At 61.7% G+C, this 15,847-nt stretch carries 15 protein-coding genes; 5 read left to right on the top strand and 10 right to left on the bottom strand.

Translation table 11 applies throughout. The features are described 5' to 3' along the window. Position 1: 1 nt before the first annotated feature. Together EKO19_RS31065 and ada are read right to left on the bottom strand one after the other, a co-directional pair. A complete protein-coding gene (locus tag EKO19_RS31065) occupies positions 2-850 on the bottom strand; it encodes a dienelactone hydrolase family protein (RefSeq protein ID WP_129781298.1) in 849 nt (282 codons plus the stop codon). Positions 851-943: 93 nt separating this feature from the next. Continuing rightward, a complete protein-coding gene (gene ada, locus EKO19_RS31070) occupies positions 944-2,020 on the bottom strand; it encodes a bifunctional DNA-binding transcriptional regulator/O6-methylguanine-DNA methyltransferase Ada (protein ID WP_129781299.1) in 1,077 nt (358 codons plus the stop codon). Between the two features lie 221 nt (positions 2,021-2,241). Between ada and EKO19_RS31075 the strand changes: the two genes are divergently transcribed. Beyond that, entirely contained in the window at positions 2,242-3,147 is a 906-nt protein-coding gene (locus EKO19_RS31075) for a c-type cytochrome (RefSeq protein WP_217705726.1), read from the top strand. A 10-nt stretch (positions 3,148-3,157) separates the two neighbouring features. On the opposite strand, the gene EKO19_RS31080 is transcribed toward EKO19_RS31075, so the two are convergent. Genes EKO19_RS31080 through rpmH form a run of 7 tightly spaced genes read right to left on the bottom strand, consistent with a single transcriptional unit; the run spans position 3,158 to position 8,548 of the window. Beyond that, a complete protein-coding gene (locus EKO19_RS31080) occupies positions 3,158-4,246 on the bottom strand; it encodes a hypothetical protein (protein ID WP_129781300.1) in 1,089 nt (362 codons plus the stop codon). Between the two features lie 54 nt (positions 4,247-4,300). Further along, positions 4,301-4,681: an eCIS core domain-containing protein gene (locus tag EKO19_RS31085; RefSeq protein WP_129781301.1), complete on the bottom strand. Its 381-nt coding sequence runs from the start codon at positions 4,679-4,681 to the stop codon at positions 4,301-4,303. Between the two features lie 14 nt (positions 4,682-4,695). After that, positions 4,696-6,057: a tRNA uridine-5-carboxymethylaminomethyl(34) synthesis GTPase MnmE gene (mnmE, locus tag EKO19_RS31090; RefSeq protein ID WP_129781302.1), complete on the bottom strand. Its 1,362-nt coding sequence runs from the start codon at positions 6,055-6,057 to the stop codon at positions 4,696-4,698. Between the two features lie 17 nt (positions 6,058-6,074). After that, positions 6,075-7,790 carry a membrane protein insertase YidC gene (gene yidC, locus EKO19_RS31095; protein ID WP_129781303.1) on the bottom strand — a complete coding sequence of 572 codons (1,716 nt, stop codon included), beginning with the start codon at positions 7,788-7,790 and terminating at the stop codon, positions 6,075-6,077. Then, on the bottom strand, positions 7,783-8,025 hold the full coding sequence (gene yidD / locus EKO19_RS31100) for a membrane protein insertion efficiency factor YidD (protein WP_217705727.1): 243 nt from the start codon (positions 8,023-8,025) through the stop codon (positions 7,783-7,785). The genes yidC and yidD overlap by 8 nt, the downstream gene beginning before the upstream one ends. Continuing rightward, positions 8,010-8,375: a ribonuclease P protein component gene (rnpA, locus tag EKO19_RS31105; RefSeq protein ID WP_157995520.1), complete on the bottom strand. Its 366-nt coding sequence runs from the start codon at positions 8,373-8,375 to the stop codon at positions 8,010-8,012. Before rnpA ends, yidD begins: the two co-directional genes overlap by 16 nt. 38 nt (positions 8,376-8,413) lie before the next feature. Then, positions 8,414-8,548, bottom strand: coding sequence for a 50S ribosomal protein L34 (gene rpmH / locus EKO19_RS31110; RefSeq protein ID WP_116811218.1), 135 nt, complete (start codon positions 8,546-8,548; stop codon positions 8,414-8,416). 259 nt (positions 8,549-8,807) lie between these two features. On the opposite strand from rpmH, the gene dnaA reads away from it, so the two are divergent. The 4 genes from dnaA (at position 8,808) to gyrB (ending at position 15,018) form a co-directional block, all read left to right on the top strand. Continuing rightward, positions 8,808-10,172, top strand: a complete 1,365-nt coding sequence (gene dnaA, locus EKO19_RS31115) for a chromosomal replication initiator protein DnaA (RefSeq protein WP_129781305.1) — start codon at positions 8,808-8,810, stop codon at positions 10,170-10,172. Between the two features lie 219 nt (positions 10,173-10,391). After that, the gene (dnaN, locus tag EKO19_RS31120) at positions 10,392-11,489 is read left to right on the top strand and encodes a DNA polymerase III subunit beta (protein ID WP_129781306.1); all 1,098 of its coding nucleotides are present in this window, start codon (positions 10,392-10,394) and stop codon (positions 11,487-11,489) included. A 21-nt stretch (positions 11,490-11,510) separates the two neighbouring features. Further along, positions 11,511-12,575: a DNA replication/repair protein RecF gene (gene recF / locus EKO19_RS31125; RefSeq protein WP_129781307.1), complete on the top strand. Its 1,065-nt coding sequence runs from the start codon at positions 11,511-11,513 to the stop codon at positions 12,573-12,575. 28 nt (positions 12,576-12,603) lie between these two features. Then, positions 12,604-15,018 carry a DNA topoisomerase (ATP-hydrolyzing) subunit B gene (gene gyrB, locus EKO19_RS31130; RefSeq protein ID WP_129781308.1) on the top strand — a complete coding sequence of 805 codons (2,415 nt, stop codon included), beginning with the start codon at positions 12,604-12,606 and terminating at the stop codon, positions 15,016-15,018. A gap of 67 nt (positions 15,019-15,085) precedes the next feature. Here the strand turns inward: gyrB and EKO19_RS31135 are convergent, their stop codons facing one another. Next, positions 15,086-15,844 (bottom strand): lysophospholipid acyltransferase family protein, encoded by a 759-nt coding sequence (locus EKO19_RS31135; RefSeq protein WP_129781309.1) that lies wholly within the window; start codon positions 15,842-15,844, stop codon positions 15,086-15,088. Positions 15,845-15,847: the final 3 nt, after the last annotated feature.

Raw genomic sequence — 15,847 nt, forward strand, 5'->3', positions numbered from 1 at the left:
TCTAGCTGAAGCGTCTGGCAAGGAACTCTTGCCAGCGCTTCCGCGCCAGCACTTGATAGCCCTTGTCGAAGCCGGTCGACGAGGGCAGGTAGAAGCCCGGGCCGGCCCCCCCATATAAATAGAGTTCTCGCCGGTCCGGATCGACCGCCACGAACCGCCCCAGCCAGTTCAGCTGCTCGCGATCGATCGCCGGATCCGCGGTCCCGGCATGAAACTGAACGGGCACATTCAAGCGAGCAAGCAACGTAATCAGGTCCGGGCGCGGATCGGTTTTGGATTTTTCGGTCGTTTCGATGGGTGTGGACAGGGTGATCACGCCAACCACGCCGAGCGGATCGTTCAGCGCCATGCGTAACGCGGTGTAGCCCGCCGCTCCGAATCCCAGAATCACGACAGGATTGGCATTCGGCCCGCTGCCGTTCAACGTCACGATCCCGGCACGCACGTCGCCTTCGACGTCGAGTGTGAAGGCCTCGCTCAGCAAGGCATCTGGATGAGTGGAAATCTTGGCTGTGCCCCGCTGGGCGCAATCGATCACCAATGCGACGTAGCCGGTTCGGGCAACGTCGCGCGCCAACTCCTGCAGGTCTTTGGGAATGCCCGGTCGATCGTGAATGATCACGACCGTCGTCTGATTGCTCGCGCCCATGGGAATGGCCTGGTACGCGGGCAGCAGCGTTGCGCCATTCTCAACCGTGAGACCACTAGCCTCGATGTCCCACACTTGAGTGGCGGCTTCGACCACCGTCGTCGCGCCGAGAGCCGACGCGGCGGTCAGTTGCAGAGCCGTCGCGAGGAACTCCCTTCGCGTCGCCGGTGGCTCATCTTCGTCTAAACAACCCAGGCACATACCGCCTCCTGCAGCATGCTCGTCGCATGCGCGCTCATTATCAGCACGAGAGGCGGGTGCGCAAGGATCAGACCCGAAGATGTGAACTGCAGCTCATCGCTTGCTGGCCGCGCGCTCGGTGTCGAGCAACACCCGCTTTCTCTGCATGCCCCAGCGATAACCGCCCAGCTCGCCGGTGCCGCGTACGACGCGATGACAGGGGATCAACAGCGCGACTGAGTTGGTGGCGCACGCCCTGGCGACTGCCCGAGCGGCGCTGGGTTTGCCGATGGCGGCCGCGACTTCCGCATACGATCGGACTTCGCCATACGGCACCTTCTGCAAGTAGCGCCACACGATCAGCTGGAACGCCGTGCCTCGCACGTCCAGTGGCAGATCGAGCCGCGGCTCGAGGCCTCGCAGATGACGGTTGAGCGCGGCGATCCACGACTCGAACTCATTGCGCGAGCTGTCCGGCATCGCCTGCACTTTGGCGGCGGGAAATTGCAGTCGCAGATCATCGAGCAGGGCTGCGTCGTCGTCGCCGAACTGCAGAAAACAAATGCCGCGATCGGTGGCGCCGATCATCATCAATCCCAGCGGGGTCTGGCCGCTCGCATAAGAAAGGGTCAGGCCTTTGCCACCGCTGCGATATTCGCTGGGTGTCATGCCGAGCTGGCCGTCGGCTTTCTCGTACACGCGGCTGCCCGAGCCGAAGCCCGCCTGATAGATGGCATCCGCGACCGGCGCTTCATTGCGCAGCTCCTTTTTCAGCATGCGAACGCGGGCCGCCGTCTGATATTCCTTCGGGCTGCTGCCCATGATGGCTTTGAAGCTGCGTTGCAGATGGAACGGGCTGTAGCCGGAGCGTTTGGCGAGTTGTTCCAGGCTGAGCTTGCTGTCCGGCGCGGCATCGATCTGCCGGGCCAGATCGTGCACGACCTGATTCAACACATTCGCCGAGGCGCCCGTGGGGCGGCAGCGCTTGCACGGCCGCAGGCCGGCGCGTTCCGCCGCTTCGGTCGTAGTGAAGAAACGAACATTCTTGCGCAACGGCCGGCGCGAGTTGCAGGAAGGCCGGCAATACACGCCGGTGGTCATGACGCCGTAGAAAAACTCGCCGTCGCGGCTGGCGTCACGGCTCTGCACGGCGTTCCACAATTCTTCGTCGTTGACTGGGGCGTTGGACATGGCGGTTCTCCTGTTGGCTTGGGTCGCAGTGTTGCGTGCGGCCGGCTCGGAAGATTCCCGCCTCTTGCTGAGTAATTTGGTGGGCTGCTTGGCCATGTCAGGTGGCTTCAAGTGTAGCCCGCCCCTGGCGAAAGTGAGCATTGCGCATGGCTCTTCCGGGCCACGGCCCGCTGCCCGTTGGTACGCTGTAATCCCGCGGGCGATATGCAGAATACGCCGCCATGAACAAGCTCATGAAAATCGTCGGGGGCTCGCTGGCGGTGCTGGCTGCCGGAGTCGGTATTGCTGCTGGCGCAGCGGTGGTGCTCAGCGAGCGCAAGATGAACCGGGTCGTCGACGTGCCGATCGCGTCGGTGAATTTCGCCTCATTCAATCCCAACCTGGAACGCGGCGAATATCTGTTTCAGACGCGGGGCTGCACGGAATGTCACGGCACCCGCGGCGAGGGCAAGGTCGTGATAGACGATCCGAGCGGCGGTTTGTTTATCGCCTCGCCAAACATCACTCGGGGCGGTGGTGGTGCCGCTGCGAGATACAGCGACACCGATTGGGTCGCACTGCTTCGCCACGGCCTGAAGCCGGGCCGCGTTCCCGCCTTTGTCATGCCGAGCGAGGACTACGCGCAGATGGCTGATGAAGATGTGGCGGCGCTCGTGACTTACATTCGCTCCATGCCGCCGTCGGCCGAGCGCAAGACCGAAATGCGCATCCCGCTGTTGGTGAAGGCACTCTATGTCGCCGGCATCGCTCAGGATGCGTCGGAGAAGATCGATCACACGAAACCCGCACCGACTCGCGTTCCGGTCGATACGCATGCACAGGGGGAGTACATCGCCAAGACCTGCGTCGGCTGTCATGGTCAGGGCTTTTCTGGCGGCCCGATTCCGGGTGCTCCGCCGGTGTGGCCAGCCGCGGCGAATCTCACTTCTGCTTCGGATAGTGCGATGACGACGCGCTACGGGTCGATAGAGCAATTCCGTCAGATGATGCGTTCCGGCAAGCGCGCGGATGGCACCAGCATCGGCGTGATGCCTTTCGAAAGCCTGCGCGGCATGAGCGATACCGAACTGGATGCCTTGTTCGGGTTCTTGAAGACCCTGCAACCGAAGACGTCCGGCACTCGCTGATCGGCGTCGTTTACTGGCCGGCGGCGACCTTCTTGTAGCTCGCCGGCGGCTCGAACGATTGCGGACTCACCGCATCGGTGCTCACCGAGACCAGCTCGGTGCTCATGTTCATCAGGGAGAACAAGCCACCCGGCAATTGCGTGGGTGGCGCCGCCTCGGGTGCAGGCGCTGCCGCCTTCTTCTTTCCAAACATTCCGCCCAAAGCACCGCCGAGTGCTTGACCGAGACTGGCGGGTGAAGCGGTGCTCTCCTGCTGACCGCCGGCCTGCATCTGCTGAGTGCTTTGACACTGCGGCCCGCCCACACCGAGCCCGAAGCTCAGCCGCACCGGATACCCTTTCACGTCGCGCATCTTGGTCGCGACTTCACTCCACAGCCCTTTGTAGCGACCGAACATGGTCTCCGCGCGCTCCGCGAAATCCTTCGAACCGCCGGTGCCCATGCCCATCTTCTGTGCAAACGCCAGTTGATACGCCTGCGCCTCGGCGGAGGCCTGGAAGTCCGGCGCGACCCACTGATCGAACACGAGCCCGAAATCACAGACCTGACCGGTCTTCTTGTCCTTGCAGGATTGGGTGGCGGTCACGGTGACGCGCTCGGCCTGATGACCGGCAATCGAGGCTTTCTCGCCCGAACGAATCACTTCGCTCTTCGGTTCGGACCATTCGCATTGGGATTCATCGACACCGGAAGTGCCCTGCTGCTGTGCCGCCTGCGCGTCCTGCATCTGTTTCGACACCTTCTCCATCTGCGCGCGCGTTTCGGCGAACGTGGTTTCGGTGTAGGTCTTCTTCTTGTTGTCGAGCGAATACATCTTGTCCTGATCCAGTCGCACGATCTCGGTGGAGTCGCCGCCCACACCGCGCGCGAACGTCCGCATCAAGCCGGACTCGAACTGCAGGTTGCTGTCGGTGCGCGCTCGCTGGCCCGAAATCGACGTGGTCGTCGTGCCGCTCATGTTCGCCATTTTCATCATGCCGGCACCGCTGATGCTCATGTGCTCGGTGATGATGACGTCTGCCTGCGCTGCGGGGCTCAGAAGCGCGGCGAGGGCGCCTGCCAGAACGGCGCGTGTAGGAATAGTTCTGAACGTTTGCATCGTAACCTCCATCTCCAGCGGGCCTGGTCGAAGGTAACTAACGCAATCCTCCGCTCAATCCTGCCACTTTTGCAATCGCGACTTCAGCGCACGCCAGTGCATCGCCGCAAACGCTCGCGCTTCGATTTCGTAGCAGTTGTGCCAATAGCCTTTGCGGGCCGACTCCTTGAGATATTTCCAGATCGTGAGTCGACGCGGCTGCCACTGACGCAGCACATGGAAATATTCGTGAAGCACGAGTTCGGGATCGTTCCAGAAATCACTTGCTGAACCGCGGAGCAAGATGCGGCTGCGTCGTGTCGTTGCGCGTGCGCCGAAATGCATGCGCGCGTACAGAGAGTTTTCGATCACGCGGATGTGATCGACCGATTCGCCGAAGATGTCGCGGAGGGCGGTGGCGAGAGAGGCGGGAATGGTGGAGCGATGGCCGAGCATTGGGCCGCCGCTCGTTACTTGCCGATACAGAACGTCGTGAAGATCCGACCGAGCAAATCATCCGGCGTGAACTCGCCCGTGATTTCGCCGAGACAGTGCTGAGCCTGGCGCAGCTCTTCGGCCATCAGTTCGCCGGCGCGCTTGTCCATGAGCTGGCGTTGCGCTTCATTTAAATGGGCGGATGCGCGACCCAGTGCATCGAGGTGGCGGCGGCGGGCGGAGATGGTGCTCGTGCCAGCGCCCTGGAATCCCATGCATTCTTTTAAATGCTCGCGCAGCAAGTCGATGCCTTCGCCAGTAGTCGCGGACACGTGCAGTCGCGGCGGCTGTGACTGTTCATAGCGAGACTGTGCCTGCGCAAGATCGATCTTGTTCAGGACGACGCTCACGGGAATATCCGCCGGCAAGCTGGCGAGCTCGGCCTGCATGGCTTCATCGTCCAGCGCGCGGGTCGCATCGATCACATAGAGAATGCGATCGGCGCGAGTCATTTCATTTCTGGCGCGGCGGATGCCTTCGGCTTCGACGACATCCGCATCTTCACGAAGGCCGGCGGTATCGGCGATGTGCAGAGGCATGCCGTCGATGTGGATGCGTTCGCGAAGCACGTCGCGAGTCGTGCCGGGAATGTCGGTCACGATGGCGGCTTCGTAGCCGGCGAGGCGATTCAGCAAACTGGATTTGCCGGCGTTCGGGCGGCCGGCGATCACGACCGTCATGCCATCGCGAAGCAGCGCGCCTTGCTGGGCCTTGGCCGTGATCTGCTCGCACAGGTCGATGGCTGAAGCGATGCGTTCATGCAAAACCGTATCGGCCAGGAAATCCACTTCCTCTTCCGGGAAATCGATCGCCGCCTCCACGTGCATGCGTGTTTCGGTCACGGCCTCGGTCAATGAATGAACGGCGACGGAAAACTCACCTTGTAACGATCGAAGCGCGGCGCGTGCCGCCTGACTCGAGCCGCTGTCGATGAGGTCGGCAATGGCTTCGGCCTGGGTCAGATCGATCTTGTCGTTCAGGAAGGCCCGCTGTGTGAATTCGCCGGGCTGCGCGACACGCGCGCCGAGGCTGACGACTCGAGCGAGCAGCATATCCATGACGACCGGACCGCCGTGGCCATGCAGTTCGAGAACATCTTCGCCGGTGAATGAGTTCGGCGCCGGAAAGTACAGGGCGAGGCCGCCGTCGAGCATTTCGCCGTCGGCATCGCGAAAGATGCGCAGCACCGCGTGACGCGGTTCGGGAAGATCGCCGAGCACTTCGCTGGCGATCGTCGGGGCCAGGCGGCCGGAGATCCGCACCATCCCGACACCACCGCGACCCGGCGGCGTTGCGATTGCCGCGATGGTGTCAGTGTCGCCGGGACGGGTCGTCATGGATCGAGTCGACCGGGTCAGCTCCGGTCTTTCTCTTTTTTATCTTCCGCCGCGACCAGCTTGTTGATCCGGTATTGCTGAGCGATCGACAACAAGGTGTTGGTCAGCCAGTACAGCACCAGGCCGGCCGGGAACCAGGCCATGGTCACCGACATGATCAGCGGCATGAACATGAAGATCTTCGCCTGCACCGGATCCGTGCTCGGCATCGGCTGCAGCTTGAACTGCGCGAACATCGCGCCCGCCATCAGGATGGGCAGGATGAAGAACGGATCGCGCGACGACAGGTCGGTGATCCAGCCGAGGAACGGCGCCTGGCGCATCTCGACGCTTTCCAGCAGCACCCAGTAGAAGGCCAGGAAGAACGGAATCTGAATCAGGATGGGCAGACAGCCGGCGAGCGGATTGATTTTCTCGCGCTTGTAGATCTCCATCATCTGACGGCCGAGCTGTTCGCGGTCGTCCTTGTAACGTTCCTGAATCTGTTTGATGCGCGGGCCGAGGTTGCGCATCTTCGCCATGGAGCGGCCGCTCGACGCGGTCAGCTTGTAGAAGGCGAGCTTGATCAGGAAGGTGACGATGATGATCGCCCAGCCCCAGTTGCCGACCACGCCGTACACGAACTCGAGCACGGTGAACAACGGCTGCGCGATGATCGTCAGCTTGCCGTAGTCGGCGACCAGCTCCAGACGCGGACCGGCCTGCGCGAGCTGTTCCTGCAGCTTCGGGCCGACGAAGATCGTTTCATTGAAGGTGTGCTTGCCGCCGGCCGGCACAGCCGTCAGCGGACCGCGATACGACAGCACGAAATCGTTGTCGGCATCGAGGCTGAGTTGATAATCGTAGGTCGCATCTTTCGGCGGCACCGCGGCCGCGACGAAGTGGTGCTGCAAGGACGCCATCCAGCCGCCGGCGAAATCGCCCTTGAACTTGCGATCGTCCTCATCTTCGATCTTCAGCTTGCGATAAGCCTTGCCGTCGAAGATCGCCGGGCCGCGATACGCGTAGGTTTCGACGTTGAAGTACGAGCGCTCGATGTGCTCGTAGTGACGGATCAGCTGCACATAAGAAGCGGCTTTGTAGTCGCTGCCCGACTGGTTCTCGACGTCGTAGCTCAGATCGACCTGGTAGCTGCCCGGCTTGAACTTGAAGATCTTGGTGACCGTCACGCCCTGGCCGTCGGTCCAGGTCAGCGGCACGACCAGCTCCTGCTGGCCCGCCTCCAATTTGTATTCGCTCGACGTGGATTGATAAGTGACCTGATGCGTCGGCTCGGCACGGCCGTCGGCGGCTCGCAAACCGGAGCGCGCCACATACAGCGGCGGATTCGGCGTGAACAAGCGCACCGGCACATCCGGCTGATTCTTCTTGACCGGATACTTCAGCAGCTCGGCGCGAACCAGCTCGCCACCGCGAGTGCTGATGTCCATCGAGAGCACGTCGGTGACCACCCGAATGACAGGCGCATTACCCGCAACCGTCTCGGTGTTGCTCTGATTAATAGTAGCGGCCGAGGTACCGCTGGCCGAAGCCGGGGGCGCGGTCGGATCGCTCGACGGCAATGCCGGCAACGTGTCGTTGACTGCCGGAGCAGTGCTGGTGCCCGGCTGCGTCTGCGTAGTCGCAGTGCTCGCGGGCGCCGGCGGAGGAGCGTAGTCCTTCTGCCAGGTGATGAAATTGAGGTACAGGACCAGCGCAAGCGCGGCCCAGATGAATACGCGTTGGTTATCCATGAGGAACCGGCTTGGTATTGTGAGGAGGTGGCACCGGATCGAAGCCGCCTTCGTTCCAGGGATGACACCGCATCAGGCGGCGCACCGTGAGATAAGTTCCGCGAGCTGCGCCATGTCGTTGCAAAGCTTCTTCGGCGTAGCAGGAACAGCTCGGGTAGAAGCGGCAGGTCGGCCCGAGCATGGGGCTGATCAAGTAGCGATAGACGCGAATCGGGGCGATCAGGAGGCGGCGCATTGCTTCACTACCGTACGCCAATGCTTTTCGAGGCTGCGCACGATGACGGCATTATCCGCATCGCGAGCACCCGAGCGCGCATTGACGACGATGTCCACCGCAGGCAGTTCATGCTGATGCTGACGAAACGATTCCCGAATCAGTCGCTTGATGCGGTTACGCCGCACGGCGTTCCCGATAGTGCGTGCGGCAATCGACAATCCAAGTCTTGGAATCGTGCCGCCGCTGTTTCGAGTGAGGATCGCGAAGCAGGCGTCGGTGGAGCGGCGCGAGTCCCGATAGACGCGATCGAATTCGGATTTATGCCGGAGACGTTGCGCCGGTTGAAAGCGTCGGGTCGGGGCTGGCAAGTCTAGGATCGGACAAGCGCCGCTGGCTAAGCCTGAGCTCAGACAGTGAGACGCTTGCGGCCCTTGGCGCGGCGACGGGCGAGCACCTGGCGACCAGCACGGGTGGCCATGCGCGCGCGAAAACCGTGGGTGCGCTGACGGTGAACTTTGCTGGGTTGGTAAGTACGCTTCATGCGGGCATCTCAACGATGTCGTAACTTGGGCTCGGGCCAGAAATCGCGCTAAAACAAGTACATGCTGGCGCGCGTAGAGGGGCGGCAAGACTACGCACCACCCCCTCCAGTGTCAAGCTCGATGCGCGCGTCCAGCGCACAAAATTCGCTGCTACTGCCTGTGGATAACTGGCGGTCCATCGGTATAGACTCGCCGCCTCTCGCGTTGACCTGGCGCAGAACAATTCTTTCTCTCGATTCGATTTAGGGGACGAAATCCGTGCAGGGTTCGTTGTGGCGCCGCTGTCTCGCGCAATTGGAAGTGGAATTGCCGGAGCAGCAGTTCAATACGTGGATCCGGCCTTTGCAGGCCGTGGAGGATGGACGGACCTTGCGCCTGCTGGCGCCAAACCGTTTCGTCGTCGACTGGGTGAATGAGAACGTCGCCGGCCGGATCAGTGAGCTGGTCGATGCGGTGGGTGAGGCGCCCACACCCGCGGTGGTGCTGGAAGTCGGCTCTCGGCCGGCTGCTCCTGCGATGACGATCAACACGCATCAGCCCGTGGCTGCGCGTACGCCGACCATCACGTCGCCGCCGCCGATCCGCGATATCCCGACGGTTCTCGGCAGCCGCCTGAATCCGGATTTCACCTTTACGAACTTCGTCGAAGGTAAGAGCAACCAGCTCGGGCGGGCCGCGGCATTCCAGGTCGCTGAAAATCCCGGTCGCGCCTACAACCCGCTGTTCATCTATGGCGGCGTGGGTCTGGGCAAGACGCACCTGATGCATGCCGTCGGCAACATGATCAAAGCTCGTAACGAGCAGGCCCGCGTCGCCTATGTGCACTCGGAGCGATTCGTCGGCGACATGGTGAAAGCGCTTCAGCACAACACCATCAACGATTTCAAAACGGCGTACCGCTCGCTCGATGCCCTGCTGATCGACGACATTCAGTTTTTCGCCGGCAAGGATCGTTCGCAGGAAGAGTTCTTCCACACCTTCAACGCACTGTTCGAAGGCCAGCAGCAGATCATCATGACCTGCGATCGTTATCCCAAGGAGCTCGACGGCCTGGAGGAGCGGCTCAAGTCGCGCTTCGGCTGGGGCTTGACGGTGGCCATCGAGCCGCCCGAGCTGGAAACCTGCGTGGCCATTCTGATGAGCAAAGCCGCGCAGACCCGCGTCGATCTGCCGGACGAAGTCGCGTTCTTCATCGCCAAGCGGATTCGCTCCAACGTGCGTGAGCTCGAGGGTGCTCTGCGTCGCGTGGTCGCGAACTCGCAATTCACCGGCCGCGCGATCACCATGGAGTTCGCGAAAGAGTCGTTGCGCGATCTGCTGGCGTCCCAGGATCGCATGGTGACCATCGAGAACATTCAGAAGACCGTCGCGGAATACTTCAAAATCCGCGTGGCCGATCTGTTGTCGAAGCGTCGCAGCCGCTCGATCGCACGGCCCCGGCAAGTCGCGATGGCGTTGGCGAAGGAGCTGACCAGTCATAGCCTGCCGGAAATCGGCGATGCATTCGGCGGCCGTGATCACACGACCGTGTTGCATGCCTGCCGGGTGATCAAAGAGCTGAGAGAGTCGAACACGCGGACCAGCGAGGACTACTCAAACCTGTTGAGAACCCTGGCTGGATGACTGTGGATAATTTGTTGAGGAATCGTGGGCCCGACTTATCCACAGATGCCTCACAGTTTCGAGACAAGCTCCCGAACAGTTAGCAGATGAGTTTTGATGGCGACAAGCGACTGATGGAACACGGAAAAAACGGGTTATACACAGCGTCTGCCGCCCTTCATAATCATCATAAATTCTTTAAATACTCAATCTCTAATTAAGAGTCCGAAGGTGACCACGATGAAGTTCAGTGCCGAGCGGGAAAGCATCCTCGCACCACTGCAGGCGGTAATCGGCGTTGTGGAACGGCGCCAGACCATGCCGATCCTGGCCAACGTCCTGATCGCGGGTCGGGGGGAGCAGCTGTCCATCACGGCGACCGATCTGGAAGTGGAGCTGGTGGCCAAGGCCAACGTCAATTTGCAGACGCCTGGCGAAATCACCCTGCCGGGTCGCAAGCTGCTGGACATCATCAAGGCGCTGCCCGACAAGGCCCAGGTGACGATTTCGGTGGAGGGCGAGCGCGCCACCGTTCGTTCCGGCAAGAGCCGCTTCACGCTGGCCACCCTGCCCGCCAGCGACTTCCCGACGGTGGAAGACATCCGCGCCCAAAAGGCACTGCTGATTTCCCAATCCGCCCTGCGCCGCCTGCTCGACAAGACCCATTTCTCGATGGCGCAGCAGGACGTGCGTTATTACCTCAACGGCATGTTGCTGGAAGCTGACGGGAAAACGCTGCGAACAGTCGCGACTGACGGCCATCGTCTGTCATATTGCGAAACTACGCTCGAACACGAAGCAGGTGCGACTCAGCAAGTGATCGTGCCGCGTAAAGGCGTGCTCGAACTGCAGCGCCTGCTGGCGGGCGAAGGCAACGTCGAACTGGCGATCGGCACCAATCACGTTCGCGCCCAGATCGGCGACATTCGCTTCACTTCGAAGCTGATTGACGGTCGTTTCCCGGAATATGGTCGCGTGATCCCGGCCAATCCGACCAAACGCATCAACGTCAATCGCGACATGCTGCGTTCGGCACTCCAGCGCGCCGCCATTCTGTCCAACGAAAAGTACCGCGGCATTCGCTTGGGCGTTAAGCCCGGCGTGCTGCTCCTGCAATCCCATAATCCGGAGCAGGAAGAGGCTGAAGAGGAGTTGGAGATCAATTACGGTGGCGAGGAGCTGGAGATTGGCTTCAACGTCAATTACCTGCTCGATGCGCTGGCGGCGGTGGATAGCGGCGACGTCGTGCTCGGTCTCACGGACGCGAACAACAGCTGCTTGCTGAGCTCGGAAGGCGCTCCTCAGGCCAAGTACGTCGTCATGCCGATGAGGCTATAAAACCATGGCGGGCGTGCACCGGTGCTGACTGCGATTACGGTCGATAACTTCCGATGCATCGAACACGCCAGCCTGGACTTCGACTCGCGCTCGACCGGCATCATCGGTGACAACGCCTCCGGCAAGACCAGCTTGCTGGAGGCAATTTACTTTCTAGGCCACGGCCGTTCGTTCCGGGCCGCCCAAGCGGAAAAGCTCAAACGGGAAGGCGCGGCCTTCTTCCGGGTCGTCGGCAGGCTCGCGACTCACCGCGGCATGCTGACCGCCGGACTTGAGCACACTCAAGGCCGAACCCAAGGTCAGTTGGCTGGGCAGGGCATTTCTGGAATCGCGGATATCGCCGAAGTCCTGCCGCTTCAGATCATCGACCCAGGCGTCCATCGATTGGTGGAGGAGGGATCGGCCAGGCGGCGCCGCCTCATGGACTGGGGAGTGTTTCACGTGAAACGTGAGTTCCTCGGTTACTGGCGCCGCTACCAGCGCGCGCTATCCCAACGAAACGCCGCACTCCGCACCGCTCCTGGCGAGGAACTGATCCACGCCTGGGAGCAGGACTTCTGCGCCGCCGGTGTCGAGGTCGACCGACTGCGCTGCCACTACGTCGAGGCGCTGAAGCCGCATTTTGAGTCGCTGGCTGCCCGCCTGGTCGGACCAGGAACCACGCTGACCTACCGCCGCGGCTGGCCGGCCGAGGCCGAGTTGAGACAGGCGCTGCATGACTCCATATCTAGGGACCTGAGACTCAAGACCACCCATGTCGGTCCCCATCGAGCCGACCTGGGTTTTTTGATCGATGGGACCCCGGCCAAGGACCGGGTCTCGCGTGGCCAACAGAAGATGCTGGCGGCCGCTTTTATCCTTTCCCAATTGCAGTGTCACACCGCTCTCGGAGCGGTGCCGACCACCCTGATGTTGGACGATCCGGCGGCCGAGCTGGATGTGGATAACTTGGGGAAACTTCTTCTGGCGATCGCCGAGATCCCCAGTCAGCTGATCGTTACATCAGTCCACGAGCGGGGGCTGAGGGGCATCGAAATTGGCCGGAGGTTTCACGTGAAACAAGGCAATTTCGAGCCGATGCTATAATGTCGCCGCACTTATTTCAGGCCGGACCATGACAGATAAAGACGTCTACGATTCCAGCAAAATCAAAGTCTTGAAGGGCCTCGACGCGGTCCGCAAGCGCCCCGGAATGTACATCGGCGACACCGATGACGGGACCGGTCTACATCACATGGTGTTCGAGGTCGTCGACAACTCTGTCGACGAAGCACTGGCGGGTCATTGCTCTCAAGTGACCGTCACCATCCATGCCGACCAGTCCGTTACGGTGTCCGATGACGGCCGTGGAATACCTGTGGATATCCATCCGGAGGAGGGTCGTTCGGCCGCCGAAGTCATCATGACGGTGTTGCACGCCGGCGGTAAGTTCGACGACTCTTCTTACAAGGTCTCGGGCGGTTTGCACGGCGTCGGCGTGTCGGTGGTGAACGCCCTTTCCGAGTACCTGCTGCTGACCATCCACAAGAACGGCAAGCTCCACCAGCAGGAATACCGTCTGGGCGACCCCCAGGCGCCGCTGGCGGAAACCGGCACGACCCAGAAGCGCGGCACCAGCATCCGGTTCAAGCCCAGTGCCACCATCTTCACCAACATCGAGTTCGACTACAGCGTGCTGGCCAAGCGGTTGCGCGAGCTGTCGTTCCTGAACTCCGGTGTCCGGATCGAGCTGATCGACGAGCGCGACGACAAGCATGAAGTCTTCCACCACGAAGGCGGCATCAAGGAGTTCGTCCGCTACTTGAACCGCAATGCCCAGGCCATCCACGACACCATCATCTGGTTTCGCACCCAGGAAGGGCCGATCACGGTGGAGTTGGGCCTGCAGTGGAATGACTCGTACCAGGAGACCATGTCCTGCTACACGAACAACATTCCCCAGCGGGACGGCGGCACTCACCTCGCCGGCTTCCGTAGCGCCCTGACCCGCACCCTCAATGCCTACATCGAGAAGGAGTTCTCGGCGAAGGACAAGGTGGCCATGAGCGGCGACGATGCCCGTGAAGGCCTGACCGCGATCCTGTCCGTGAAGATGCCGGACCCGAAGTTCTCCTCGCAGACCAAGGACAAGCTGGTCTCGTCCGAGATCAAAGGCATCGTCGAGTCGGCGGTGGGCGCGAAGCTGGAGGAGTTCCTGATGGAGCATCCGCCGCAGGCCAAAGCCATCGCCAACAAGGTGCTCGAAGCCGCCCGTGCTCGCGAAGCTGCTCGCAAGGCTCGCGAGATGACCCGTCGCAAAGGCGCGCTGGATCTGGCCGGTCTGCCGGGCAAGCTGGCGGACTGCCAAGAGAAGGATCCGGCGCTGTCCGAGATGTTCCTGGTCGAGGGTGACTCCGCAGGTGGCTCGGCGAAGCAGGGCAGAGACCGGCGTACTCAGGCCATCCTGCCGCTGAAGGGCAAGATCCTGAACGTCGAGAAGGCGCGCTTCGACAAAATGCTGTCGTCCGCTGAAGTGGGCACGCTGATTACGGCACTCGGCTGCGGCATCGGCGCCGACGACTTCAATGTGGAGAAGCTCCGCTATCACCGCATCATCGTCATGACCGACGCGGACGTGGACGGCTCGCACATCCGCACCCTGCTGCTCACCTTCTTCTATCGCCAGATGCCGCAGCTGATCGAGCGCGGGCACATCTATATCGCGCAGCCGCCGCTGTTCAAATTGAAGAAGGGCAAGTCCGAGCACTATGTGAAGGACCAGGCCGAGCTCGACTCGATGCTTCTGACCTATGCCCTGGAAGACGCGAATCTGTACGCCGACCCGGCGCAGCCGCCGATGACCGGCTCAGCCCTGGAGACTCTGGCTCGTCGCTGGATGGAAGTCGCCTCGATCATCCGTCGCTCGTCCCGCCGCTATGACGAGCGCGTGCTCGAGCAGCTGCTGTACATGCCCGAGGTCACTCCGGCGAACCACGATCAGCTCGACTGGCTGACTCAGTGGGGCCGTACTCTCGAGACTCAGCTCAATGCTTATGACGATGCCGCTCGGAAGTATCGCGTGCGAGTGCTGGCTGCGGTCGATGGCGGAACGCCGCGATTGCTGGTTGCTCGCATCGAGCATGGCATCACTCAGGAGAAGCACATCCATCGCGAGTTCTTCGAGTCGGCCGAGTACCGGAGCATTGCCGATCTTGGAGCTACCCTGGCTGGGTTGTTCAAGCCGGGTGCGTATGTCGCGAAGAACGAGAGCAAGCAGGAAGTGGGTGGCTTCAAGGAAGCCATCAACTGGCTGCTGGAATCGGGCCGTCGCGGCCAGACCATTCAGCGCTACAAAGGTCTGGGCGAGATGAACCCGGAGCAGCTCTGGGATACGACCATCAATCCGGAGACTCGCCGTTTGATCCAGGTGCGCATCGAGGATGCCCTGGCGGCCAACGACATCTTTGCGACCCTGATGGGCGATCAGGTCGAGCCGCGGCGCGAGTTCATCGAGAAGAACGCGCTGGCGGTCGCCAACCTTGACATTTAATTAAATTTAAGCTAGGAGCGGTAGAAGTTTGGATTTCTGCCGCTCCTGATCAAGGTTCGATTAACGGTCAGCCGGCAGCGACCGGCCGGCTCGACGCATCCGACGTGCCACTCGCGCCCTCCGGCGTCAGCGTTACCAGCTTCTTTTCGATCCACGACCGCACTTCTTCATTGAGCTCGCGAGCATCGCGGCCGGCCGCATCGATCGGCGGGCCGATGACCACGCGAATCGTGCCCGGCTTTTTGACCCATCCGCGGCGAGGCCAGTAGTAACCGGCATTGTGAGCGACCGGAATGATCTTGCAGCCCGCTCTCGACGCGAGCAGCGAGCCGCTCACGCCGTACTTCCGGGTCTCACCGACGGCGACGCGCGTGCCTTCCGGGAAGATCAGGACCCACAGCCCTTCCTGAAGCCGCGCCTTGCCCTGCTCGACCACTTGAGTAACGGCCGCGGCGCCAGCCTTGCGATTGATGGCGATGGGCTTGAGACATTTGACGGCCCAGCCGACCAGCGGGATCCACATCAGCTCGTGCTTGAGCACCCAGGCTTGAGGCGGAAAGACCGCGGCCTGCGCGATAGTTTCCCACGCCGAGGAATGTTTCCACATGGACACATGCGCGCCCGGCGGAATGTTTTCTCGACCCTCGACTGTATAGGTGAGGCCGCAGAGCTTCGCGAGCAGCCACAGATTCAAGCGACCCCAACTGCGGGCGATCGCATACAGCCGCTGGCTGGGTAACCAGCCGAACGCCAGAACCACTACTGCGTAGAGCAGTGTCCCGATAAACAGTGCAGTGGTGAATAGGATCGACCTCAGCAGCTGCATTAC

Origin of the sequence: Peristeroidobacter soli (assembly GCF_004138485.1) — a bacterium.
GTDB classification, from domain to species: Bacteria; Pseudomonadota; Gammaproteobacteria; order Steroidobacterales; family Steroidobacteraceae; genus Steroidobacter; species Steroidobacter soli.